The organism is Kitasatospora sp. NPDC101447, assembly GCF_044767225.1.
Classification (GTDB): domain Bacteria; phylum Actinomycetota; class Actinomycetes; order Streptomycetales; family Streptomycetaceae; genus Kitasatospora.
The window spans coordinates 560,227-583,057 of record NZ_JBIWNL010000001.1 but is presented as its reverse complement, the minus strand read 5'-3'; the positions used below and the strand labels follow the sequence as shown (position 1 = coordinate 583,057).

General features: G+C 74.8%; 17 protein-coding genes. 1 reads left to right on the top strand and 16 read right to left on the bottom strand.

From position 1 onward, the window contains the following. Nucleotides 1–8 precede the first annotated feature (8 nt). From ACIRST_RS02505 to ACIRST_RS02495, 3 genes are read right to left on the bottom strand one after another with little or no spacing between them, the layout of a single operon-like run. A complete protein-coding gene (locus ACIRST_RS02505; protein WP_402799345.1) occupies nt 9–1,376 on the bottom strand; it encodes a hypothetical protein in 1,368 nt (455 codons plus the stop codon). Between the two features lie 60 nt (nt 1,377–1,436). Beyond that, complete coding sequence (locus tag ACIRST_RS02500) at nt 1,437–3,086, bottom strand: S8 family serine peptidase (RefSeq protein WP_402799344.1); 1,650 nt, start codon at nt 3,084–3,086, stop codon at nt 1,437–1,439. Nucleotides 3,087–3,094: 8 nt separating this feature from the next. Further along, nucleotides 3,095–3,820, bottom strand: a complete 726-nt coding sequence (locus ACIRST_RS02495; RefSeq protein ID WP_402799342.1) for a hypothetical protein — start codon at nt 3,818–3,820, stop codon at nt 3,095–3,097. A gap of 273 nt (nt 3,821–4,093) precedes the next feature. On the opposite strand from ACIRST_RS02495, the gene ACIRST_RS02490 reads away from it, so the two are divergent. After that, nucleotides 4,094–6,157 carry a discoidin domain-containing protein gene (locus ACIRST_RS02490; protein WP_402799340.1) on the top strand — a complete coding sequence of 688 codons (2,064 nt, stop codon included), beginning with the start codon at nt 4,094–4,096 and terminating at the stop codon, nt 6,155–6,157. 78 nt (nt 6,158–6,235) lie between these two features. Here ACIRST_RS02490 and ACIRST_RS02485 read toward each other — a convergent pair whose 3' ends face one another. From ACIRST_RS02485 to ACIRST_RS02425, 13 genes are all read right to left on the bottom strand, one after another. Beyond that, nucleotides 6,236–7,216 carry a zinc-binding dehydrogenase gene (locus tag ACIRST_RS02485; protein WP_402799338.1) on the bottom strand — a complete coding sequence of 327 codons (981 nt, stop codon included), beginning with the start codon at nt 7,214–7,216 and terminating at the stop codon, nt 6,236–6,238. Nucleotides 7,217–7,300: 84 nt separating this feature from the next. Next, nucleotides 7,301–7,885: a helix-turn-helix domain-containing protein gene (locus tag ACIRST_RS02480; protein WP_350523090.1), complete on the bottom strand. Its 585-nt coding sequence runs from the start codon at nt 7,883–7,885 to the stop codon at nt 7,301–7,303. A 110-nt stretch (nt 7,886–7,995) separates the two neighbouring features. Further along, nucleotides 7,996–9,696 (bottom strand): thiopeptide-type bacteriocin biosynthesis protein, encoded by a 1,701-nt coding sequence (locus ACIRST_RS02475; protein WP_402799335.1) that lies wholly within the window; start codon nt 9,694–9,696, stop codon nt 7,996–7,998. 42 nt (nt 9,697–9,738) lie between these two features. Continuing rightward, nucleotides 9,739–11,721: a TOMM precursor leader peptide-binding protein gene (locus ACIRST_RS02470; RefSeq protein WP_402799333.1), complete on the bottom strand. Its 1,983-nt coding sequence runs from the start codon at nt 11,719–11,721 to the stop codon at nt 9,739–9,741. Beyond that, nucleotides 11,718–13,421: a hypothetical protein gene (locus ACIRST_RS02465; RefSeq protein WP_402799331.1), complete on the bottom strand. Its 1,704-nt coding sequence runs from the start codon at nt 13,419–13,421 to the stop codon at nt 11,718–11,720. The genes ACIRST_RS02470 and ACIRST_RS02465 overlap by 4 nt, the downstream gene beginning before the upstream one ends. Then, nucleotides 13,418–14,581, bottom strand: coding sequence for a hypothetical protein (locus ACIRST_RS02460; RefSeq protein WP_402799328.1), 1,164 nt, complete (start codon nt 14,579–14,581; stop codon nt 13,418–13,420). The genes ACIRST_RS02465 and ACIRST_RS02460 overlap by 4 nt, the downstream gene beginning before the upstream one ends. A 145-nt stretch (nt 14,582–14,726) precedes the next feature. Beyond that, a complete protein-coding gene (locus tag ACIRST_RS02455; protein WP_402799325.1) occupies nt 14,727–17,420 on the bottom strand; it encodes a lantibiotic dehydratase in 2,694 nt (897 codons plus the stop codon). A 147-nt stretch (nt 17,421–17,567) separates the two neighbouring features. Beyond that, nucleotides 17,568–17,768: a thiazolylpeptide-type bacteriocin gene (locus ACIRST_RS02450; RefSeq protein ID WP_350523096.1), complete on the bottom strand. Its 201-nt coding sequence runs from the start codon at nt 17,766–17,768 to the stop codon at nt 17,568–17,570. A 69-nt stretch (nt 17,769–17,837) separates the two neighbouring features. Then, the gene (locus tag ACIRST_RS02445; protein ID WP_350523097.1) at nt 17,838–18,008 is read right to left on the bottom strand and encodes a thiazolylpeptide-type bacteriocin; all 171 of its coding nucleotides are present in this window, start codon (nt 18,006–18,008) and stop codon (nt 17,838–17,840) included. A gap of 470 nt (nt 18,009–18,478) precedes the next feature. After that, the gene (locus ACIRST_RS02440; protein ID WP_350523098.1) at nt 18,479–19,000 is read right to left on the bottom strand and encodes a hypothetical protein; all 522 of its coding nucleotides are present in this window, start codon (nt 18,998–19,000) and stop codon (nt 18,479–18,481) included. A 322-nt stretch (nt 19,001–19,322) separates the two neighbouring features. Then, complete coding sequence (locus ACIRST_RS02435) at nt 19,323–20,588, bottom strand: ABC transporter permease subunit (RefSeq protein ID WP_350523099.1); 1,266 nt, start codon at nt 20,586–20,588, stop codon at nt 19,323–19,325. Continuing rightward, nucleotides 20,585–21,373 (bottom strand): ATP-binding cassette domain-containing protein, encoded by a 789-nt coding sequence (locus ACIRST_RS02430; protein ID WP_350523100.1) that lies wholly within the window; start codon nt 21,371–21,373, stop codon nt 20,585–20,587. Before ACIRST_RS02430 ends, ACIRST_RS02435 begins: the two co-directional genes overlap by 4 nt. A 169-nt stretch (nt 21,374–21,542) precedes the next feature. Continuing rightward, complete coding sequence (locus ACIRST_RS02425; protein WP_350523101.1) at nt 21,543–22,637, bottom strand: substrate-binding domain-containing protein; 1,095 nt, start codon at nt 22,635–22,637, stop codon at nt 21,543–21,545. Between the last annotated feature and the right edge of the window lie 194 nt (nt 22,638–22,831).

The window sequence follows — 22,831 nt, the reverse complement described above, 5'->3', positions numbered from 1 at the left end:
CGCCCCTGCTACGCGTGCGCCCCGGCGGCGGCCGCCGCGAGCGCGGCCACCTGCGGCTTGCGGATGTCGGAGTGCGCGCCGGAGAACGGTTCGCCCTCCACGTTGTCGATGACGGCGGCGGCGTTCACCCGGTAGAAGGCCCCGGGCACGAAGCCGTACGCGGCCCTGCCGTCGGCGGGCATCACCCGGTCCTCGGACGGCGCCACGGCCTGGTACCCGTCCGCGCCCATGCCGTCCCAGCGCCCGGCGACGTCGGCCTCGGAGTCCTGGCGGGCGAGGAAGGAGGCCTTCGGGTACCACACGCCGACCGCCCAGTCGTGGACGCTGAAGGTGGAGACGAGCGGGCCGTGCACCCGGTCCGCGAAGGTGTTCAGCGCGCCCGCGCTGCCGAAGGGGTTGTCCTGGGCGTGTGCGAAGGACCAGTGCGAGAACGCCCCCTGGATCAGCAGCAGGGAGGCGACCGGGCTGTCGGCCGGCGCACCGACCCCGGCCAGGGCGAAGGAGACCAGCCGGGCACCGAAGCTGTGCCCGAGCAGGTGCACCCGCAGGCCGGGCGCGCGGGCATGCAGGGCGGCGAGCAGCGGCCCGAGGCCGGTCCGGCCGATGTCGCCGGCGCGGGCCTTCATGACCGAGTACGAGAGCACCCGCAGCGCGTCCTTCGCCCCGTTCACGGCGTGCCGGAACCAGTCGCCGATGCCCTGCGTGGAGGAGCCGGGCGGCGCGCTGCCGAAGGCCTCGGCGGCGGCCTGGTACGCCGTCTTCGGGTCGGCGTCCTGCAGCAGCGCCTGCTCGCCCGAGTCCTCGAACGTGCCGTCGGGCGCGGGCGGCGGCACCAGCGACCGGACCAACTGGTGGATCCGCACCAGCCGTTGCTCCTTGACCTCGTCGGTCTCGTCCGAGCCGACCGCCGCCACCCCCTCGTCGATGAGCCGGCCGAGGTCCGTCACCGTCTGCTGCTGCGCCGGGTCGGCGAAGCCCTGGACCAGCGACGCGGCGATGTCGGCCCCGGAGACGGCCGCCGTTCCGGCGCTGAGGTCCACCACGGCACCGTCCCCGGCCTGCGGCGCGGCGGCCGCCGGTGGCGGGGTGGCCGGCGTGGGCGGGAACCAGAGCGAGGGCCAGTAGACGCCCGCGAATCCGACCGTGCCGAGGCTCGCCGCGTCGCTCACGGCCTCCCGGATCAGCGGGAACATCGCGTCGTAGAGCTCGCGGGCGCTCTGCTGGGCGGTGCCCCATCCGTGGCTGAAGACGAACAGGTCCTGCACCCCCTCGGCGATGACCTGGTCGAGGAATTCCGCCGCCGCGGGGGCGGTCAGCAGCCCCTGGGCGTCGAAGGTGACGTCCCACACGGGCTCGTTCGTCGGCAGTCGTCTCATCGCGCGTGACCTTTCGGGTGCCCTTTCGGGTGGCCTTTCGGGTGGCCGTTCGTCCGTCCGTCAGACATTCGCCAGCATCCGCATCAGGTCCACCAGTCCGGCCCCCTGGGCGTAGCGCTCCCGGCCGAGGTCGGTGGCGGAGGCGGTGAGCAGGCTCTTGACCTGCTGCGGCCGGCCGATGAACTCCGGGCGGGCGGAGAGGAAGGCCGCGATCACACCCGAGACGTGCGGCGCCGCCATCGAGGTGCCGGACTGCTCGGCGTACGTCAGCAGGCTCGCCGGCAGCGGGTCCCCCGGGGCCGGGGTCAGCCCGGCGGTGGCCCGGACCTTGCCGCTGGCCGCCGAGGCGATCCACTCGCCGGGCGCCACGACGTCGGGTTTCATCCGCCCGTCGAGCGTCGGGCCCTTTCCCGAGGTCCACGTGACGCCGAACGCGTGCGGGGCCTCCCGGTGGGTGGAGCCGACCGCGATGCAGTCCTCGGTGTGCGCCGGTTCGGTGATCGAGCCCATGACGGCCGAGGTGTCGGCGGTGTCCCGGGACGTGCTCCGGGCACCGAAGTTACCGGCGGAGACCACCACGACCACGCCGGAGGCGACCACCTGGCCCACCGCCTGGCACAGCGGCGACTGGCCCGCGGCGTACTGGTCGGGCCGCCACTCGCAACCGAGGCTCATGTTGACGCCGTGCACCCGCAGCACCGCCGGGTCCACGTTGACCTCGGTCCGCAGGTAGGTCAGCGCGCGGATGACCGCGCTGGAGGACGTCACGTAGGTCCCCTGGCTGCTGAGCCTCATCACCTTGATGCTGACCAGTTCGCAGGCCGGCGCCATCCCCGACAGCCGATCCGCTCCGGCCCTGGCCACGAACCCGCCGTCCCCGGGCTCGTCCGGCGTGGCCACCCGCGGCGTCATGCCGTCCGGGGTGCAGCCCGCGATGATGCCGGCGACGTGCGTGCCGTGCCCGCTGTCGTCCACGAGCGGCGACGCCGGGGCCCCGGCCGCCGCTCCGCCGGGCGGCTGCGCCACCGGGTCGGCCGGGTTCACCAGGAAGCTGAAGTCCCGGTGCAGACCGCTGGTCCGCCCCTGCGGTAAGTCCTCGCCGCGCCCCTCGGCCGCGAGCTCCAGCCCGGCGAAGTGCGGGTGGGTCGCGTCGATGCCGCTGTCGATGACCGCCCAGACGATCCCGCTCCCGCGCGCGTCGTAGGCGCGCCAGGCGGCGTTGGCCTTCACCGTGGGTGCGGAGCGGTCGATCTGCGGGTGCAGCAGGTAGTCCGGCCACACCCGGAAGACGGTCGGCGGTCGCCCGGTGCGGGCGGCGGAGCGGCGGTCGTCCTCCACCAGCTCGCCGAGGTCCGCCCGGGACAGGACGGTCTGGTACAGCTTCGGCGCGACCAGTGCGAGCCCCGGGGGCACCTCGGGCTGCACGTGGCTCCCCGACGTGACCTCGTCGGGCCACTGCCCGCGGGAGCGTCCCGCGTAGCGCTCCCAGAGCGCGTAGAACTCGTCGCGGACCACCTGCAGCCCGCCGGGGTAGCGCAGGTTCAGCTCGATCAGCATCGGCACCTGCTGCTCCGGGTCGACCTCCTCGACGGCCCTGAGCATGAGCCCCGGCGGGGAGCCGGGCTCGCTCCCGGGCGCGGGCCCGGGCTGGGAGAGGTTGAGGTCACCCACGATGGGCGAGCGGAAGGGACTCTCGGGCTCGTACGCCATGGCCGTCCCTACAGCCCGCTCGGCCAGGTGTAGCCGCTCGGCACCTGGACGCCGGCGTCCTCCGCGGCCGTGCCGTAGACCAGGGCGATCTCGTCGTGGTCGTGCAGCAGGAGCGCGGCCGGGTCGCCGTCGGTCTGCTTGCCGTTGACGTAGGTCTTCAGTGTGTGGGTGGCGTCGGTCTTCAGGCCGCCGAGGTGGTCGGCGGAGGCGGAGACCTGCCATTCGGTGAGGAACTGCCCGAGGCTGAAGTCCGCGTGCACCGGCGACTCGACGTGGATGATGCCGGTGGTGTCGTGGGTGTGCAGCGGGCTGATCTGCTGGGCGGCCTCGTCCACGCCGATCTGTGCCGGCACCTCGACGGGCTTGCCGTCGGCCAGGACGTCCAGGTGGGTGTGGATGTGCAGCGCCGAGCCCTCGGTGCCGAGCATCGGCAGCCCGGCCGCCGCCACCGCGGCCGCGACGTCGCTCGGCGCGTCCCACGGCGGAAGCGTGGTGCGGCCCTCGGCCGTGATCCGCGGCTGCGCCGGGATCCCGTGCGAGGAACCGGACGAGCCCTGGTTCGTCGCGATCACGGCGGCGATCCCGCCGACCGCCGCCACGGCGACCAGGCCGATCGTGCCGCGCACCAGCCACCGCCGGCGCCGCTCCCGGCGGGCCTCCGCGGCCCGGAAGGCCGCCGTGTGGGCCCTGCGGTCGGCCGGATCCGGCTTCCGCCCCGGTTCTCGCTCAGACATCCGTACGGACCTCCTCGCGCGCGGCGGTGCCGCTCGGCACCGCTCCATCAGCCTGACAGAGGCGGATGCGATCGGCTCGTCGAGGACCGCCGGGGCCGGCAGGGAATCCGCACCGGAATCCGCGCACGCCTATTGACTACCAGTCCAACAGTGGCGATTCTCATCACACCGAGTGCGCGGTCCATGACAGCCGGCCCGGAAGGGTCGGTCCGCGCCCCGGACGGGCCCGTGCGTGGCCGCGCCACCCCCTCACCTCGGACACGGGTGGTGACCATGCACCGACTCCCCCACGGCAGACGCGGACTCGTCGCACTGCTGGCCGCACTCCTCACCCTCGCCGCCATGGCGCTCGCCGGGCCGGCGCCCGCCGCGCCGGGCGGGACGGACTGGTGGAACCCGACCGCACGCCCCGCGCCCGACTCGCAGATCGGCGTCACGGGCGAACCGTTCCGCGGCACCGACGCCCAGGGGCGGGTCCGGGGCTTCGTCGACGCGCACGACCACATCATGGCCAACGAGGCGTTCGGCGGGCGGCTGATCTGCGGCAAGTCCTTCTCCGAAGCCGGGATCGCGGACGCGCTGAAGGACTGCCCCGAGCACTACCCCGACGGCTCGCTCGCCATCTTCGACTTCATCACCAAGGGCGGCGACGGCAAGCACGACCCGGTCGGCTGGCCGACCTTCAAGGACTGGCCGGCCCACGACTCGCTCACCCACCAGCAGAACTACTACGCCTGGATCGAACGGGCCTGGCGCGGCGGCCAGCGGGTGCTGGTCAACGACCTGGTCACCAACGGGGTGATCTGCTCGGTCTACTTCTTCAAGGACCGCAGCTGCGACGAGATGACCTCCATCCGCCTCCAGGCGCAGAAGACGTACGAGCTGCAGGCCTACGTCGACACGATGTACGGCGGGCCGGGCAAGGGCTGGTTCCGGATCGTCACGGACAGCGCGCAGGCCCGCGAGGTCGTCGAGCAGGGCAAGCTGGCCGTGATCCTCGGCGTGGAGACCTCCGAGCCCTTCGGCTGCAAGCAGATCCTCGACGTCGCCCAGTGCAGCAGGGCCGACATCGACCGCGGCCTGGACGAGCTGTACGGGCTGGGCGTGCGCAGCATGTTCCTCTGCCACAAGTTCGACAACGCGCTCTGCGGGGTGCGCTTCGACGAGGGCGCGCTCGGGACGGCGATCAACGTCGGGCAGTTCCTGTCGACCGGCACCTTCTGGAAGACCGAGCAGTGCGCCGGGCCGCAGCACGACAACCCGATCGGCCTCGCCCCGGCGCCCGAGGCGCAGCAGCAGCTCCCGGCGGGGGTCGCGGTGCCGGCCTACGCCGACGGCGCCCAGTGCAACACGCGCGGGCTGACCGATCTCGGCGAGTACGCGGTGCGCGGGATGATGAAACGCAAGATGATGCTCGAAGTCGACCACATGAGCGTCAAGGCGGCCGCGCGCTCGTTCGAGATCCTGGAGTCGGAGTCCTACCCGGGCGTGATCTCCTCGCACAGCTGGATGGACCTCGACTGGATCGAGCGGGTCTACAAGCTCGGCGGCTTCGTCGCCCAGTACATGAACGGCGCCGAGGCGTTCAGCGCCGAGGCCAAGCGGACCGACGCGCTGCGCGACAAGTACAACGTGGGGTACGGCTACGGCACCGACATGAACGGCGTCGGCGGCTGGCCCGGCCCGCGCGGGGCGGACACCGCCAACCCGGTGCACTACCCGTTCCGCAGCGCGGACGGCGGGTCCCTGATCGACCGCCAGACCACCGGCTCGCGCACCTGGGACATCAACACGGACGGCGCCGCCCACTACGGCCTGGTGCCGGACTGGCTGGAGGACATCCGGCAGGTCGGCGGCCAGGGCGTGGTGGACGACCTCTTCCGCGGCGCCGAGTCCTACCTCACCACGTGGGGGGCCGCGGAGCGGCACCGGTCGACGGAGAACCTGGCCGCCAACCGCCCGGCCACCGCCAGCACCACCGAGTGGTGGAACCCGTTCGTCAGCTTCGCGCCCGGCCGGGCGGTGGACGGCGACCCGGGCACCCGCTGGGCCAGCGAGTGGAGCGACGACCAGTGGTTCCAGGTCGACCTCGGTTCCACCGGCCTGGTCGGGCGGGTCACGCTGGACTGGGAACGCGCCTACGGGCGGGCGTACCGGATCGAGGTCTCCACCGACGGGAGCACCTGGCGGTCGGTGTGGTCCACCACGACCGGGGACGGCGGCCTGGACACCGCACGGTTCCCCGGCGTCCCGGCCCGGTACGTCCGCGTGCAGGGCGTGCAGCGCGGCACCCAGTGGGGGTACTCGCTGCACGAGGTCGGCGTGTACAGCAGCTAGGTCCGGCGCCGGCCGCCCGGGGCGGCGAGACGGCGGCCGGGCGGCACCGGAGGGTCGGTGCCGCCCGGCCGCGTCGGGTCAGTCGAGGACGACGACCATCTTGCCCAGGGCCTGGCCGGCCTCCATCACCCGGTGGGCCTCGACGATCTCGTCGAAGCGGAAGGTCCGGGTGGGGCGGGCGCGGAGTGCGCCGGACTCGACCCGGGCGTAGATCTCGTCCAGTGGAACGCCCGAGAGCGGGAAGGCCGGGGTCCCCAGGACGAAGGCGCTGCCGAAGAAGCTGAGCCGGACGCCGCTGGGCAGGTCGGCGATCGGGTCGAAGTCCGCCACGGGGGCGAATCCGCCGAGGAAGCCGACCTGGCAGACCCGGCCGCGCGGCCCGACGGTGCGCAGCGAGTCACGGAGCACCGTGTTGCCGACGACGTCGAGCAGCGCGTCGACGGCGAGGCCCCTGCGTTCGACCTCCGCGGCCAGCCGCCCGTCGTCGATGAGCACCTCGGAGGCCCCGAGGTCCTTGAGCAGGGGCGCGTGTGCGGGGTTGCGGGTGGTGGCGAGCACCGTTGCGCCGTGGTGGACGGCCAGGTTGACGGCGGCCTGCCCGAGGGAGGAGGTCGCGCCGCGGACCAGCAGGGTCTCCCCGGCGCCGAGGGCGAGGTTGCCGTGCAGGGCGCTGTACGCCGTGGCGTACACCTCGGGCACGGCGGCCAGGTCGGCCCAGGGCAGCGTCGAGTCCACGGCCACCACGTTGGTCGCGGGGACGGTGACGCGTTCCGCGTAGCTGCCGTTGCGGGTCCGTCCCATGCCGCCGAGGATCGCCACCACCCTTGTCCCGACCGGGAGTTCGCCCGAGGGGTCGGCCTCGACGAGGCCGGCGCACTCGATCCCGGGGACGGCGGCCACCTGGCCCCAGGCACCGCTCCGCATGTACGCCTCGGCGTGGTTGAGGCCGAACGCCTTCACCCGGACGAGGACCTCGCCGGCGGCGGGCACCGGGTCGGGCAGTTCCGTGGCGGTGAGGACCTCGGGGCCGCCGTGGGCGGATATGACCATGGCCTTCATGTCCCAACCTCATTCTTGAATAGTCATTCATCTATAGGGCCGACGAAAGGGCCACCGCGTACGGTGGCCCGAGGTGCCGTGGCGTCAGGCGAGCACGGCGAAGGCGTTGTCGACGATCGCCCGCAGCACCGCCCCGTCGGGATTGGCCTTGCCGACGACCATGAGCCCCTGGCACGTCGCGACCAGCAGCTTGGCACTGCCGCCCGGATCGAGCGAGGCCCGCACCTCACCCCGGCGAACGGCGTTCTCCAGGGCGTGGGTCATGCACCGCTCCAGACGCGCCAGGTGGCCGCGCACGACGGCCGCCGCCGCGTCGTCCTCGGCGGCGTTCTCGATCGCCGTGTTCACCAGCAGGCAGCCCTGGCGCCCCTCGGGGCTGAGCAGGTCGCGCACCAGCCCGTCGAAGTAGCCGCGGACCTCCGCCACCGACGCACCCGCCGCCTCCAGCTCGCCGAGCTTGCGGGGCACGACCAGCTTCGAGTAGCGCTCCAGCGACTGGACGAAGAGCGCACGCTTGCCGCCGGGGAAGGCGCCGTAGATGCTGCCGGGCTTCACGCCCGTGGCCTTTACCAGGTCCTCGATGGACGTCGCCCGGTACCCGCGTTCCCAGAACCGCAGCATCGCCTGGTCGAGGACGGTCTCGGGGTCGAACTCACGGGGCCTGGGCATGGGGGAACCATATCTGAATACCCATTCAAGAACAACGGCCCCGGCGACAACGGCCCGAGTGACAACGGCCCCGGGAACAACGGCCCCGGTCCGGCCCCCTCACGTCGCGGTCACCCGGGCAGCACCGGGCCGCCGGGACGCTCCGCCGGCACCGGCCGCCCCAGCGGGAGCAGGTACTGGACGGGCTCCTCGATGTCGTCCAGGCCGAGGAGTTCGTGGGCGAGGTCGTCCTGGAGGCCGCCGAGGGGGGTGGTGCCCAGGCCGTGGGCGGCGGAGGTGAGCAGCAGGTTCTGGGTGAGGTGGCCGGCTTCGAGGAGGCCGAGGCGCAGCGCCCGCAGCCCGTAGCGGCGGCGCAGCAGGGCGAGGTCGAGGTAGACGACGAGGACGGCGGGGGCACTCCCGATGTCGATCGCCGCCGGGTCGCCGGCCGGGCGGGAGAGGTAGGAGGAGAGGGCCTTGAGGTCGTCGAGCTCGGGCGGCGGGCCGATCGGGCGCAGGCTGCGGTGCTCCGGCAGGCACTCGTAGGTGCCGGCGGGCAGGCCGTCGACGGCGAGGGCGACCAGCCGCAGGCGCACGGTGTGCAGGGCGCCCGCGCTCGGGTACGGGCGGTGGCCGGTGCCCTCGGCCTCGCCCTCGGCGAAGGCCGGCCACAGCAGGCCGCCGAGGGTGGCGGCGGTGAGCGGGCCGGTCAGCGGGCCACGGCTGGAGCGGCGGGTGAGCAGCGCGTCGGCGAGGGTGACCGGCGGCAGCGGGTCGGCGGGCAGCGGGACGTCGCCGGGCCGGGGCCGCTGGGCCGGGACGGGCGGCAGGTCCCGCAGGGTGGTGTCCTCGGTGCGGCCGATCTGGAACTTGCTGCGTTCCAGGTACTGGTGGTCCGGCGCGTGGTGGTCGGCGGGGAAGAAGGTGAACGGCTGCTCGGTCTCCAGCAGCGTCCGGGCGGCGAGGCGGCAGACCGCGCGCTCCTCGTCCGGGCCGACGCCGAGCCGGTTGAACAGCATGTGCAGCTGCGAGGCCCAGACCCAGGCGAGGCGTTCGGCCGGCTCCGGGGCCCCGGCGGCCCGCATCCGGGCGGCGGCGTCGGCGACCTCGGCGGCCCAGTCGCCCAGCCACGGCGCGGCCGTCCCCGAGCCGAGGGCCGCGCGCAGGGCCCGGGCACGCCCGGCCAGGGCGTCGCGCTGCCGGGCGAACACCGTGTTCACCCGGGTGTGGACGGCGGCGCCGGGCAGCGCCCGGTACTCGGTGACCCAGCGCCAGGAGGCGGCTTGGCGGCGCAGCCAGCGCGAGGCGGCGAGCTCGTCGAGGCCGAGCGCGTGTGCGGTGGTGTGGGCGAGGTCGAGGGCGATCGGCAGGCGGGAACCGGGGGCCGCGTCCAGGGCGCGCAGGGCGTGCACGGCGGTGCGGGTGGAGCGGGTGAACAGCTCCTCGGCGATCGGCAGCAGGGCCGGGCCGCCGTAGCGCTCGGTCTCGGGCACGTACGGCACCTCGGTGACCTCGCCGTGCCGCGCCGCCCAGGGCTCGTCCAGGGGGGTGCGGCGGGTGGCGAGCCGGGAGAGCTCGGCGGCGAGGGACGCGGGCGGCGCGCCGGGGCCGCGGAGGCGGATCCGCAGGTGGGGGCCGCCCTCGCCGTAGCGGATGAAGAACCAGTCGGTGTCGGCGAGCCCGTCCATCAGCGGGGCGAGGTCGGCGGTGACGAAGGCGTCCGCCTCGTGGGCGGGCAGGGGCAGCGCGAGGTGCAGGCTGTGCCAGCCGGTCGGGGGTGCGGCGTGGCCGGTGGGCGGCCGGTGGGCGGTCGTCACGTCCTGCATGGTCATCGTGTCCTTCCCGGACGGCTGGAGGGCTGGAGGGCTGGAGGGCTAGGGGAACGGGTGCGGGTGGAGCGGCAGTTCGTCGTGGCGCAGCGGGCCCGGGGTGCGGCCGAGCCGGTACGGGACCTCCAGCAGCCGGGGCAGGCCCCGGGTGCGGCGGTTGACGTGGCCGAAGGTCATCGGCAGCGTGCCGGGCACGATCACCTTGGCGCAGTGCAGGCCCAGCCGGTCGCGGACGCCGGGCTCGTCCTGGGTGACCACGACGACTTCCAGGCCCTCGCCGGCGAGCCGGCGCACGGTGTCCTCCAGCAGCTCGGTCAGGTCGGTGACCGGCGCGGGGGCGCCGGGCCAGCGCTCGGCCGGGGGCACCGGCGGCGGGCCGGCGAAGAGGAAGTCCAGCCGGGGCTGCGCCTCGGGCAGGGCGTTGAGGCCGACGTGGTCGTCCAGGGTGACGACCAGGTCGGGCCGGTCCAGCAGCTGCCGCAGCCGCTGCGGGTCGCGCGGGCCGCCCGGGGCGGTGGAGCGGTGCGGGGCCTCCTGGACGTTGGTGACCACCTCGGCGACGGCGGAACGGATCGCCGTCAGCGGGTCGTGGTGGGCGCCCGCCGCGAGGAAGGTGCGCGGGGTGTCCGGGTGGCCGCCGTGGTGGCGGCAGAGGGCGATCACGGCGGGGATGCCGAGGTCGTTGGTGGCGTCGAGGAGGGTCAGCCGGTAGCCGAACAGCCGGGCCCGGGCGGCCAGGTCGGCGACCTGCGGGTCCTCGGTGGGGACGGCGACGCCGGGCAGCGGGGTGCCCGCGTACCAGGCCATCAGGAAGGCGTCGCGCTCGGCGACCTCGAACAGGCCGTAGAGCGCGGCCTCCTGGGGGCTGTTGCCGAGTCCGCAGCCGTTGGAGGACTCGTAGACCACGCGGGGGCGGTCGCGGGCCGGCAGGTCCCAGTAGGCGACGTGCTCGGGGACGGCGACCGGGCGGCGGTGGGTCAGCGACCAGCCGTGCACCCAGTCGAGTTCCAGGTCCGGGGTGTACGGGACGGTGGTGGCGGCGGGGTGCCCGTGGTGGGCGGGGTCGGGCAGGCCCAGCCGGGCGGGGTCGAGGACGGCGTCGCGGCCGAGGTCGCGCCGCAGGTCGGCGAAGGAGGCGCGCAGGACGGTCCGGCGGCCGAGCGGCCGCATGCCGGCGTACCGCTCCACGGCCTCGAACAGGGCCACCCGCTCGCTGGAACGGAAGTCCTCCGCCCGTCCGTAGCCGCCGTCGTCGACCGTCCGGCCGTCGGTCGCCCAGGCGGTGGTGAGGGCGAACGCCGAGTCCTCGGTGCGGAACAGCCGGCGGACGGGGCCGAAGCGCTCGTCGTGCAGTTCGGCCCGCAACTGCTCGGCGCCCGTACGGTCGTTGGGGCCGCGCAGCACGGCCGGGTCGGGCAGCGGGCGGGGCGTCGCGGGCAGCCGGGCGGCCTCCGCGGTGTCGGCGGGCAGCGGGTGGCAGACGGGGCAGCCGCCGACGGGACGGACCCGGTGGGTGGACCAGGTGGCGCGGGCACCGTTCACCAGGTGGACGGTGGCGTGGCCGACGTCGGCCGGATCCGGTGCGGCCGCGGCGGGGGCCGGCGCTTCGGCGGGGGCCGGTGCTCCTACGCGGGCCGGTACGGCTGCGGCCGGCTCGGCGGCGAGCGCAGGGGCCGGTACGGCTGCGGCCAGCTCGGCGGCGAGTGCGGCCACCGCGTCGCCGAAGGCCGGGGTGCCGGTGCCGGCGAGCGCCAGTTCGGGGCTCTGCCAGGGCACCCGGCCGCCGGCGGTGGCGAGCCGCTGGTACTCGGTGCAGCCGAGGCAGGCGGGGGCGCCGGGGTGCAGGACGGGGCCGACCAGGGTCAGCGCGCCGTCCTCGCGCACCGGCACCAGGCGCACGGGGTGGGCCAGGGCGTGGCGGCTGAGCCGGGCGGCGAGGCAGAGGGTCCACTCGGTGAGGTGGACCACGGCGGTGCCGCGGGTGGTGGCCAGGGCCTGCGCCGGGGTGAGGACGGGGAGTTCGCTCATCGGCCGTCTCCTGAGCGTACGAGTGCGGTGAACCCGCAGCCGTCCAGGGCGTTGGCGAGCGGACGGACGGCGGGGGTGGCGGGCCGCCACGGGGCGGTGCGCAGGCCGGTCAGGCGGTGCAGGGCGGCGCGCAGGTCCGCTTCGCGGTCGGCGAGTCCGGTGAGCCAGTGGTCGGTCCAGCCCTCGTCCGTCCAGGCGGCCGGGTGGCGCCCGGCGGCGGCGAGCGGGGCGGCCGCGCCGGTGAGGGCGGTGTGGTGGGCGGCGGCCAGGCCGCTCCGCCGGGCGAGGAGGCGGGTGAGGGCGGCCAGGGCGGCGTGGGCGACGGCGTCGGCGGGGGTGGCCTCGACGGCTCGGCTCCCGTCGACCTCGGCCAGGAAGGCCCTTACACCATGTTGGAATTGACGGATCGTCAGAGCTGGCGACCGGCCGAGGAGACGGGCCAGTACGGCCCACCAGTGCGCGGCCTGCGGGTGCTCGCGCCAGGCCGACTCCGGCAGCGCGGGTCCGTGCGAGGCGAGGCCGTCCGCCGCGGCGCGGTCGAGGGCCGCCGCGCGCAGGGCCCGGCCGAGGGCGTGCTCCGGGTCGGCGCCCACCACCGGGGCCGCTCCCCCGTCGACGGCCGCCAGGTGGAGTTCGGCGGACCGGCAGGCGGCGGCCAGCCGGGCGAGGTCCGTCCGGGCCGCGCCGGCCACCAGGGTGCCGGACGGCGTGGCGCAGGAGACCAGGGCGACGGGAAGTTGGGGCAGGTCGCCGGGCGACGGCGCGTCGAGGACGCCCAGCCGTGGATCGCCCAGGGCGGTCACCCGGCGGAGGGCCTCGACGAGGTCCGTGGGCGGTTCGGCGGCACCGCCCGCACCCGCCGCCCACGGGTGGTGCTCGGCGCGCGTCGGGCGGGCCTCGGCGAGCAGGACGGCGGGGCGACCGGCGAGCAGGCGCGGGTCGTCGCCCGGCTCGCCCGGGTCCGGCAGGCCGGCGACGGCGCACAGCAGCCGCTGGGCGGCCGCGGCGCCGAGCAGGACGGGCAGCGCGCCGGGGTGTCCAGCACCCGGGTCAGCGTCGGTGCCGGAACCGGCGCCGGGGCCGGTGCCCAGTCGGGCCGCGAGGGCGGCGGCGTCCGCCCGGGTGCGGGCCGGGTCGGCGGGCTCGGTGACGAACCCGCCGTCCGCGCCGCACTGCACCGCGACCGCCACCGGCGGGGCGCCCACCGAGGCCACCACCCGCCCGGCCGGCAGCCCGGCGTCGGCGACCACCGCCGGTGCGGCCGTCCCGCCCCGGGCGAGGCCACGGGCCACCGCGCGGGCCAGCGGGCCGTCCGGGTCGGCGGCGGCCACCACCGGGCGGGTGGCCGCGAGGGCCGCCGCCGCGCCACCCGGCTCCGGCGCCACCGCGCCCGGCCAGAGCGGCAGTCGGGCGCCGCTCGGGTGGTCCACGATCAGGTCGTGCTCGCGCAGCCGGGCGGTGACGGTGGCCAGCGCCGCCGCCACCTTCGGCTCGGGGACCGGCGCCGCCGGGTCCGCACCGGGCGCGAGCCGGGCGTCGAGCAGCTTCCACAGCGCGGGGAGCGCGCGGCTGCCCTCCAGGGTGAGACTGCTGCCGCGCCCGCGCAGGTGCAGTCCGTCCCGGAGCCGGGTCACCGCCACGCCCGGGCGCAGGTGGGGCCGTACGACGCCCCCCTGCGGACCCCCGGCCCGGCCGGTCACGCGGCACCCTCCACGGCGGCGATGACCTCGTCCACCCGGTCCTGCCAGCGGTGCCCGGTGAGCTCGGGCACGGTGCGGACCACCAGGTGCGCGGCGAGGTAGCGCTCCACCGGCCGGACGTCGCAGATCGCGAACAGCCGGTACAGGCCGTTGGTGCAGGCCCGGTAGATCAGGTAGTCCGGGCGGGTCCACATCGTGCCGCCGGGGTCGGAGCGGTGCAGCAGCCAGTGGAAGTCGCTGTAGCGGGTGCGCAGGGCGAAGTCCCAGCGGGCGGCGGTCTCCGGGTCCCCGACCGCGGCCGCGCGGGCCCGGTACTCCTCGCGGCTGCCGCCGAGGTCGATCCCGGCCGCGTGGCGCCGCTCCGCGAGGGCCCAGGCGGTCGCCGACCAGTGCGCCCAGTCCCGCTCCCAGCCGCGCGCGCCGCCGTCGGTGATCCGGCCCACCAGTGCGGTGACGGCGCCGCCGACGCGGTCCCAGCGCCGGTCGAAGGCGGCCCGCAGGCTGCCGTCCGGGTCCTCGTGGACGAGGAAGTCCTCCAGGTGCGAGACCATCGAGTAGTGCCCGCCGATCAGCCCCTCCGGGTGCGCGGCGGCGTGGGCGGCGAGCGCCGACACCACCAGCTGGACGCGGGCCTCGGAGGCGTCGCCGTGCGCGCCGAGGAAGTCGCACCCCGCGCCGAGGGCGGGCAGGCCCAGCCGCATCAACTCGTCGCGCAGTTCGGCGGACCCGGCTCCCAGCAGGGCGTTCAGCGCTTCCCCGGCGGACGGGTCGACGGGCAGCACGCGGACGGTGTTGTCCGGCACCAGCGGCCCGTACGGCGGCGCGATCAGCTCGACCCGTCCGGCGACGGCGGCCTCGGCCAGCAGCTGTTCGTCCGTCCGGTCGGCGACCGACGGGTGCGCCGCCGTCCAGGCCCGCAGCCCCTCGGCGGCCCGCTCGGCCGCGGCGGCCACCCGCGCCCCCGGGCCGCGCAGCCGCAGCCGCAGGTGCGGCCCGAACCGCCAGTGCCGCTCGACGTGCGCCTCCAGCCCGTCCGCCGCCGCCTGCCGGGCGGCCGGCAGCACGGCTTCGCGCAGCGCGCGGGCCTTGACGGGCTGGTAGTAGGTCAGGACCACATCGCGGGCGGTCACGGCCTCCGGGCCGTCGGCCAGGTCACTCATCGGACGCCTCCTCGGCAGTGCGGAGCGGGACGGGGGGAAGGACTGGGGAGCGGACTCGCACCCGGGGGCGGGCCGCCGGCTTCCGCGGCACCGTGCCGCGGGCCGCCCGAGGGCCGGCCGGCCCTCGCGTGCGACGGCGCCCGGGTCACGGGGCTCCCTCCTCGGGGCCCGTGGCGCCCGCCCGTCCGGGCCGGTAGGTCTCCGCCACCAGCTCGACCGTCCGGGTGGGCTCCGCCGTACCGGCGATGGCGGGCAGCGCCTCCTCCAGCACCACCCCGTTCGGGTACCGGGTCAGCCACTTGGCGAGGTGGCACAGGTGCAGAGGGTTGCCGAGGTCGACGGGTTGGGGCTTCGGCGCCCGCAGGTGGGCCACGAAGGCGTCGGCGGGTGTGTCCGTGGTGGCGGCGGCCGGTACGGGGTGGAGGAAGAGCTGTTCGGGGAGGCCCAGCAGGGCGCGCCAGCGGGCGGTGGCCCCGGCCGGGATCCCGTCGGCGCCGGGGTCCGCGGCGAGGTCGGCGCGCAGGGCGTCGAGGACGGCCGGCGGCAGGTGCCAGCGGCGGCGGGCGAGGACGACGTGCCGGTGGCGCAGGCGCGGGGTCCCGGTGACGGTGCCGCCGGGCGCACCGAGGGCGGTGCGGGGCAGCAGCGGGCGGAAGTCGACCACGCCGTTGGGGTGGTCGGCGAGCAGCGGGGCGAGCCGCTGGGGCAGCATGACCGGCGCGAGGAAGCCGAGGTAGAGGACGTCCAGCAGTTCGCCGGTGCTCCGCAGACGGAAGCGGAGCTGGTCGGAGGCGGGGTCGTGGACGAGGTCGAGGTCGGCTTCGACCAGGTTGGTCCACCGCCGGTCGGGGCCGATCTCGTCGGCGAGCAGCAGGGGGTGGAGGTTGGCGTTGAAGCCGCCGACCGGCCGGATCTGGGCCGCGCGGGCTCCCTCGCCGAGGCCGCGGCGGATCTGCCGGGTGACGTCGGCGGCGGCCCGCGGTGTGGTGGCGTCGAGGAACCGGCTGGCGAAGCGCCCCCAGCCGCCGTAGACGTGGTTGACGCACAACAGGCCGTCGGTGGGGTCGGATTGGACGAACCACGAGTAGCTGAGCGGCCGGGCCGCGGTCCAGTCGGGCAGCCGGGCGGCCAGCGCCCGGACCCGCTCGGCGGGGAGGACGATCTCGCCGCCCGTCTCCGGTACGGCCGCGAACTCGGCCCGCAGGGCGGCCAGTTCGTCCGGTACGGCGATGGCGGACCAGGCCTCGGCGGCATCCGCGGCGAACTCCCACGGCGTGCCGCAGACCCCGCCGACGCCGTAGCGGGCGACGAACCGGTCGCAGGCGGCCCGTCGCATCAGGTGGCCGTGGTCGAACAGCTCGGCCAGCGCGGTGAGTTCGGCGAGCGCTGCGCGGTCGGCCCGGCTCGGCCGGCGCTGCGGCGGCGCGGGCGCGTGGACGTCCTCGCTGAGAACGGTGAGCGGTGCGGCCTCGGCGGGGACGGGTCGGCCGGCGGCGGCGAGCACCCGGTGCCAGGCGTCGGCGAGCGCGGCGAGCAGCGCGGGGCGGCGCTCGCCCGGCGCGTCCGCCAACTCGGCCGTCCGGTCCGCCAGGTGGTCGACCAGGGTGACGATCGCGGCGTCCTGCGGCCACTGCCGGAGCCAGTGGGCGAGGCTGCGCAGCGGCTGCGGGTCCTGCGGGTCGACCGGGTCGGTGGGCACCAGCAGGCGGGCGGTGCGGAGCTGGCCGACGAAGCGGTGCACGACGGGGTCGTCCTCCGGGCGACGGAGGGCGGCGGCGAGGCGGGTGGCGAGGCGGTCCGGGGTGTCCGGGGTGTCGGCGAGCGAGGCGAGCAGCGCCAGTTCGGGCCGGTCGGCCAGTTCGACCTCCTCCTCGCGGGTGACGAGGTAGCGGCCGCCGGCGAACACCACCTCGCTGCGGGCGTAGTGGGCACGGCCGTCGGCGACGCGGGCGGCGCCGGTCATCCGGTGCGGCAGGGTGCGGCTGCGCCGGGGGTCGTCGAGCAGGGCCTGGACGAGCGCGGCGACCAGCGTCCGGTTCTCCCGGACCACCGCGTACGGGGGCACCGGCGTTCCGGTGGGCGCGTCCGGCATGGCGTTCGGCGTGGTGTCCCCTGCGGGCCCGTCCGGTGTGGCGTCCTCCGCGTACCCGTCCGGCAGGCCGTCGCCCGAGGACCAGCCGACCGAGGTGAACCAGGTGAGCGGGCTGGTCTTGGTGGTGGCCCGCAGCGCGTGGCGCAGGACGGCGGCTTCCTCCTTGCGGGCGCGGGCCGGCCGCTCCCCCGTCGAGTCGGCCGCGCGCGCCGTGTTGGCGACCGCGCGCAGCAGGTCGGCGCTGGTGAGGGCGACGGCCCGGGTGAAGGCGGACGCACGGCAGAGTTCGGCGAGAGCGGCACGTTCGGCGGCGAGCGCGGGCGGGACGGCGTCGGCGAGCGCGGCGAGCAGCCGGGCGCGGCGCTGCCGCAGGTCCAGCCAGTCGGCGAGCCGCGGGACGCGCTGCGGCAGGTCGGCGAGCCGGTCGAGGTGGGCGGCGCGGGGCGGGCGTCCGTTGTGCAGGTCGCGGCGGAGCGGGAGCACGATCCGGCGGTGGAACTCCTCGTCGTGCCCGGTGCGGCTGTCGTACAGGTCGTCGCAGAGGTCGGTCCGCAGGGCCGCCTCCGCGGCTTCGACGGTGCCGAGTTCGGCGAGCAGGCTCCGTACGGCTGCCGACGGTGCGGACTGTGCGGGCCGGGCGAGCACGGTGGCGCGCACCAGGGCGTGGCGGGCGGTGTGGGCGACCGGTGCCGGCACGGGTGCGGGGACCGGGCGGAGTACGGGACGCGGCAGGGCTCGGTTCGGCATGGCGGCTCCCTCCGACGGGCCTGGGCGGTGCACGGCAGGAACCCGGCGCGTCCGCGCGAACGCGCCGGGTTCAAAGTTGTTGCACTGGTGGTGCGGGGCGATGCTCGGCGTACGGGGTGGTGCGGGGTGGTTCGGTGGGGCCGGTTCTCAGAAGGTGTCGAGGACCGGCGGGTGCGGCGCGCCGCAGGAGGACGATCCGCAGGAGGTCGAGCTGGGGCCGCCGGAGGCGCCGGTCTCGGGCAGCGCGACGGTGTCGCGCAGCGAGGTGACGGTCAGCTCCCCGAGGTCGAGGCCGTCGAGGGCGAGGATGTCATCGAGCGCGAGCGTGCCCTGTGTACGGTCGGACATGATGTCTCCCTGGGTTCTCGAACGAGGCTTGCCGGACGGTGATGTGACGAGTCGTGAGCTGATGAGTCGTCAGGAAAGCGGGGCGACCATGGTCTCCGGCTGGGCGCAGGAGGACGAGCCCTGGCAGGAGCAGGAGCCCCAGGACGCGCCGTTCTCCGGCAGCGCGACGGTGTCGCGCAGCGCGGTGACGTTCAGCTCGCTGAGGTCGAGGTCCTGGAGGTCGAGAGCGTTGTCGGACATGGCGGACTCCCTTGAGGTGGCAGGCGTGCCGGATGATCCGGGAACGGGTCTGCGAAGCGGGTGCTGTGGGATGTGCCGGGCCCCCCGTGGGTGCGTCGGTCGAGGGTCACTCGAACCCTGCTGTCGCGCCGCCCGAGGACGACTCTAGGCCTCGGGAACCCGCCGCCGACATGGCCGACGGGGCGTTTGGCCGGTAGTCCGTGCCCCCACGGCGCATCGCCACCGCCTCTTCAGCGGCGCTTGAGCGATCCGCCAGCGACCTGCGATGTTTCGCCCTCGAACACGACCTGACAGCTCGTCGGGAAAGGTGTACTGGGGCAGGCACGGAAGAGCGGGTGCGGTTGATCCGCACCCGCTCCACTCATTGATCGTTCCGCTGCCATTCCGCCGTGTCGGGGTGCCGGGGCCCGGATCCGACAGGGGCTGTCGGGTCCGGGCCCCGGGGGCCGCAACCGGTGGCGGGCCGTGGTTCAGGCCGCGCGGCCCGCGCAGACCGCATGGACGGTGAGCATCTGGGGCGCGGTGCCGGTGTTCTTGGCACTCGCCGACCAGGCGCCCCCGGTGCTCGGGTCGGCGGTCCCGGTGGCGGCGGAGCTCTTGATGTCCCAGGAGGAGCCGGCATCCGTCGCGAGGCCACCGCCCGTGACCACCGTCCCCGCCGGGCAGCGCGCACTTGCGGTGGCGAGCTCTCCGGGCTGGGCGGCGACGGACGAACTGACGGTCTGGCGCGCGGGCAGGCCACCGGCGCTCGACGACGGCGTTGCTTCCGCTCCGGAAGCGGACTGGCTGCAGCCGGTGTTCTGGTTGCCGGTGGACGGGCTGCCTTGACTCACCAGCCCTCCGGGGATGCACGCGACGGTGAGGGCGGGGGTGTTGAGGAGACCGAGGCCGAGCAGTCCGCCGTCGCCCTGGGCGTGAGCGGCGGGAGCGCCCAGGAGAGCGGCTGCTGCAACGGCGGCGCACATGGCGCTGATCTTCCCGAATGACTTCACGGGCTGTCCTTACCTGGTGGGCGAGCGATCGGTGCGGTGGCACCCACTCGCCTGCTGATCGGGCCACCAGCAGGATGCCGATCCCGGGGATCACTCCGTCGTCTGCCACACCCGACCCGGCGAAGGCTTCGCTCGTTCAGCCCGTGCCCCCGGCGAGCCGGCCCCGCGACGACTCGGCGCAGCGGTCCACGCAGGGCGGCGGCGGCTGCGGCGAGCGCCTCTTGTGGACGCCGTATGCGGCCGGGCTCACGCACACGGCACGGGCCGGCCCGGTACCCGAAGGATGGGTACCGGGCCGGCCCGGGCAGCGCGTGACGGCGGGTCAGCGCGCGGCGGTCTTGCGGGTGCGTCGGGACACCGAGTCCAGGACGACGGCGGCGAGCAGGACGGCGCCGGTGATCATGTACTGGATGGCCTGGTTGACGTGGACCAGGTCGAGCCCGGTGATGATCGACTGGATGACCAGGATGCCGAGCAGGGCCGACCAGGTCTTGCCGCGTCCGCCGAACAGGCTGGTGCCGCCGATGACGGCCGCCGCGATGGAGTTCATCAGGACGTTGCCGCCGCCGAGGATCTTGTCCGCGGAACCCTGCTGCGAGGCGATGAACAGACCGCCGAGGGCCGCCATGCCGGCCGAGATCATGAAGACCGAGATCCGGACCCAGGCGACGTTGATGCCCGCGCGGCGGGCGGCCTCCACGCCACCGCCGACCGCGAAGATCTGCCGGCCGTAGCTCGTGCGGCGCAGGACGAAGTCGGTGATGACGACGACGCCGAGGAAGACGAGCAGGGGCAGCGGCAGGCCGCGGTCCTGGTTGAGCATGTAGGCGGCGGTCAGCGCGATGACGGCGAGGACGCCGGTGCGCAGCGCGATCTCGCTCATCGGGCGGGCCGCGAGGCCGGCCGCGCTGCGGCGGCGGGCGTCCATGATCTGCCCGGCGCCGAAGAGCGCGACGCCGAGGACGGCGAGGCCCCAGGTGTAGGCGACGTCGCCGTCGCCGAGGAAGTAGGTGTCCAGGTTGGCGAGGACGCCGTCGTTGACGACGTTGACGGTGCCCTTGTCGCCCAGGACGTACTGCTGCAGGCCGCTCCAGGCGAGCAGGCCGGCGAGGGTGACGACGAACGCCGGGACGCCGATCTTGGCGAAGAAGAAGCCGTGCAGGGCGCCGATCGCGACGGCGGCGGCGATGGCGATGAGGCAGGCGAGCCACTCGTTGTAGCCGGAGCGCACGGACAGGACGGCGGCTATCGCGGCGGCGACGCCGGCGACGGAGCCGAGCGAGAGGTCGATCTCGCCGAGGAGGAGCACGAAGACGATGCCGACGGCGATCAGGCCGGGGCCGGCGATCCACTTGGTGATGTTGGTGAGGTTGTCGGCGTTGAGGAAGTCGCCGGTGACGCTCTGGAAGATGACGCCGATGAGGATCAGGCCGAGGACGACGGGCACGGAGCCGAGGTCGCCGTTCTTCATCTTCTGCTTGAACTCGGCGACGTAGCCGGCCAGACCGGCCTCGCGGACGAGCAGGCGGGGGTCGACCGCGGGGGCGGCCGGTGCGGGGGTGTCGGGGGTGGTCTGCTCGGTGGTCACTTCGCTTCCTCCGCGAGTCGTGCCTGGCGGCGGGTGACGGCGTTCTCGGTGGCGCCGGTGATGGCGGAGATGATCTCCTCGTGCGAGGTGTTCGCCACCTCGAAGACGCCGTTGTTGCGGCCCAGCCGCAGGACGGCGACGGTGTCGGCGACGGCCTTGACGTCGGCCATGTTGTGGCTGATCAGGATGACGCCGAGGCCGCGGTCGCGCAGGCGCTCGACGAGGTCGAGGACCTGGGCGGTCTGCTCGACGCCGAGGGCGGCGGTGGGCTCGTCCAGGATGACGATCTTGGGGTCGCCGACCAGGGCGCGGGCGATGGCGACCACCTGGCGCTGGCCGCCGGAGAGGGCGGCGATGGGGATGCGCACGCTCGGGATGCGGATGGAGAGCGTGTCGAGGAGTTCGCGGGCGCGCTTCTCCATGGCGACCTCGTCGAGCGTGCCGAACCGCTTCAGCTCACGGCCGAGGAAGAGGTTGCCGACCACGTCGAGGTTGTCGCACAGCGCGAGGTCCTGGTAGACGGTCGCGACGCCGAGGGCCTGGGCGTCGTGCGGGCGGCCGATGGAGACCGCCTGGCCCTCCCACTCGATCGTCCCCTCGTCGATGGGGTGGACGCCGGCGATGGTCTTCACCAGCGTGGACTTTCCGGCGCCGTTGTCGCCCACCAGGGCCACCACCTCGCCGGCGTGTACCTCCAGGTGCACGTCGGTCAGTGCCTGGACGGCGCCGAAGCGCTTGGAGACCCCGCGCAACGCCAGTACGGGTGCGCCTGTCACGTGAACCATCTCCTTCTTCCCGCGCACGCCGTGATGGTGGGTCGGCGGCCGGTGTGGCCCGCGCGCCGTGCGGAGCGGGCGGGTGAACGTCGAAAAGGGGCTGTCGGGGCGGGCCGGGGCCTGCCGCGCGCTGCGGGCGGTGCTCCCCGGGGAGGCGGGGAGCTCCGCCCGGGCGGTGCTACTTCAGGCCGGCGGTGGCGCAGGCGGCGGCGTAGTCCGCGGTGCAGATGTCGGCGGCCTTGTACAGGCCGTCGGCGATGACGGTGTCGTTGATGTTGGCCTTGGTGACGACCTTCGGGTCGAGCAGCTTGGCCGGGATGCCCTTGTCGGTGGCGCTGTCGACGCTGGCGGTGGCCACGGACTTGACGTCCTTGCCCTGCAGGAGGTCGACGGCCAGCTCGGCGGCGGTGTCGGCGAGCGGCTTGTAGGCCTTGTAGATGGTGTAGGCCTGGTCGCCGTTGACGATCCGCTGGATGGCGTCGAGGCCGGCGTCCTGGCCGCCGACCGGGACCTTGATGCCCGCACCCTGGAGCTGGGTGATGATGGCGCCCGCCATGCCGTCGTTGGCGGAGTAGACGGCCTGGAAGCCGTCCTTGCCGAGCTGGGTGATCGCGGCACCGATCTTCTGGCCGGCGACGGTGGGCTTCCACTCGCCGGACTGCTCGTAGACGACCTTCTTCACCTTGCCGTCGAGCACCTTGTGCGCACCGGCCTTGAACTGGCCGGCGTTCGGGTCCGCGTCGTCACCGTTGATCATGACGACGTTGGCGTCGGCGGCCTGCGCGCCGAGCGCGTCGACCAGGGCCTGGCCCTGCAGCTCGCCGACCTTCTCGTTGTCGAAGGAGGCGTAGGCGGCGACCGGGCCGGTGGCCAGGCGGTCGTAGGCGACGACCTTCACGCCCTTGGCGGCGGCCTCCTTGACCCAGGACTGGGTCGAGGTGGCGTCGAAGGCGTCCAGGACGATGACCTTCACGCCCTGGGCGATCAGGGTGTCGAACTGCTGCTTCTGCTTGGCCGCGCTGCCCTCGGCGTTGTTGTAGAGCACCTTGCAGTCCGCGCACAGCGCCTTGACCTTGGCCTCGATGAACGGGCGGTCGAAGGACTCGTAGCGGGTCGAGGACGCGTTCTCGGGCAGCAGCAGGCCGATGGACTTGTTGTCGCCGCTCGCGGCGGAGTCCTTCTTGTCGCTGCCGGCCTTGCCGCAGGCGGCCATGGACAGGGCCATCGAGACGGCTGCGGTGGCGATGACGGCGCGACGCATCATTGCGTTCATGTGGGGGTGCCTCCCTGACGTCGCCGCGACAGTGCGGCGGAGTGGGAGGGAGTCAACCCGCATGTGCCAGATGGAGTCAAGAAGTAAATCCAAGGCGAGAGAAGGCGGGGCCTTTTCGTTATCTTCCTGAACGCATCCATCACCTGAAGGGGGTGCCATGAACACGCAATGCGTCATCGTCGCGACTATCAGTG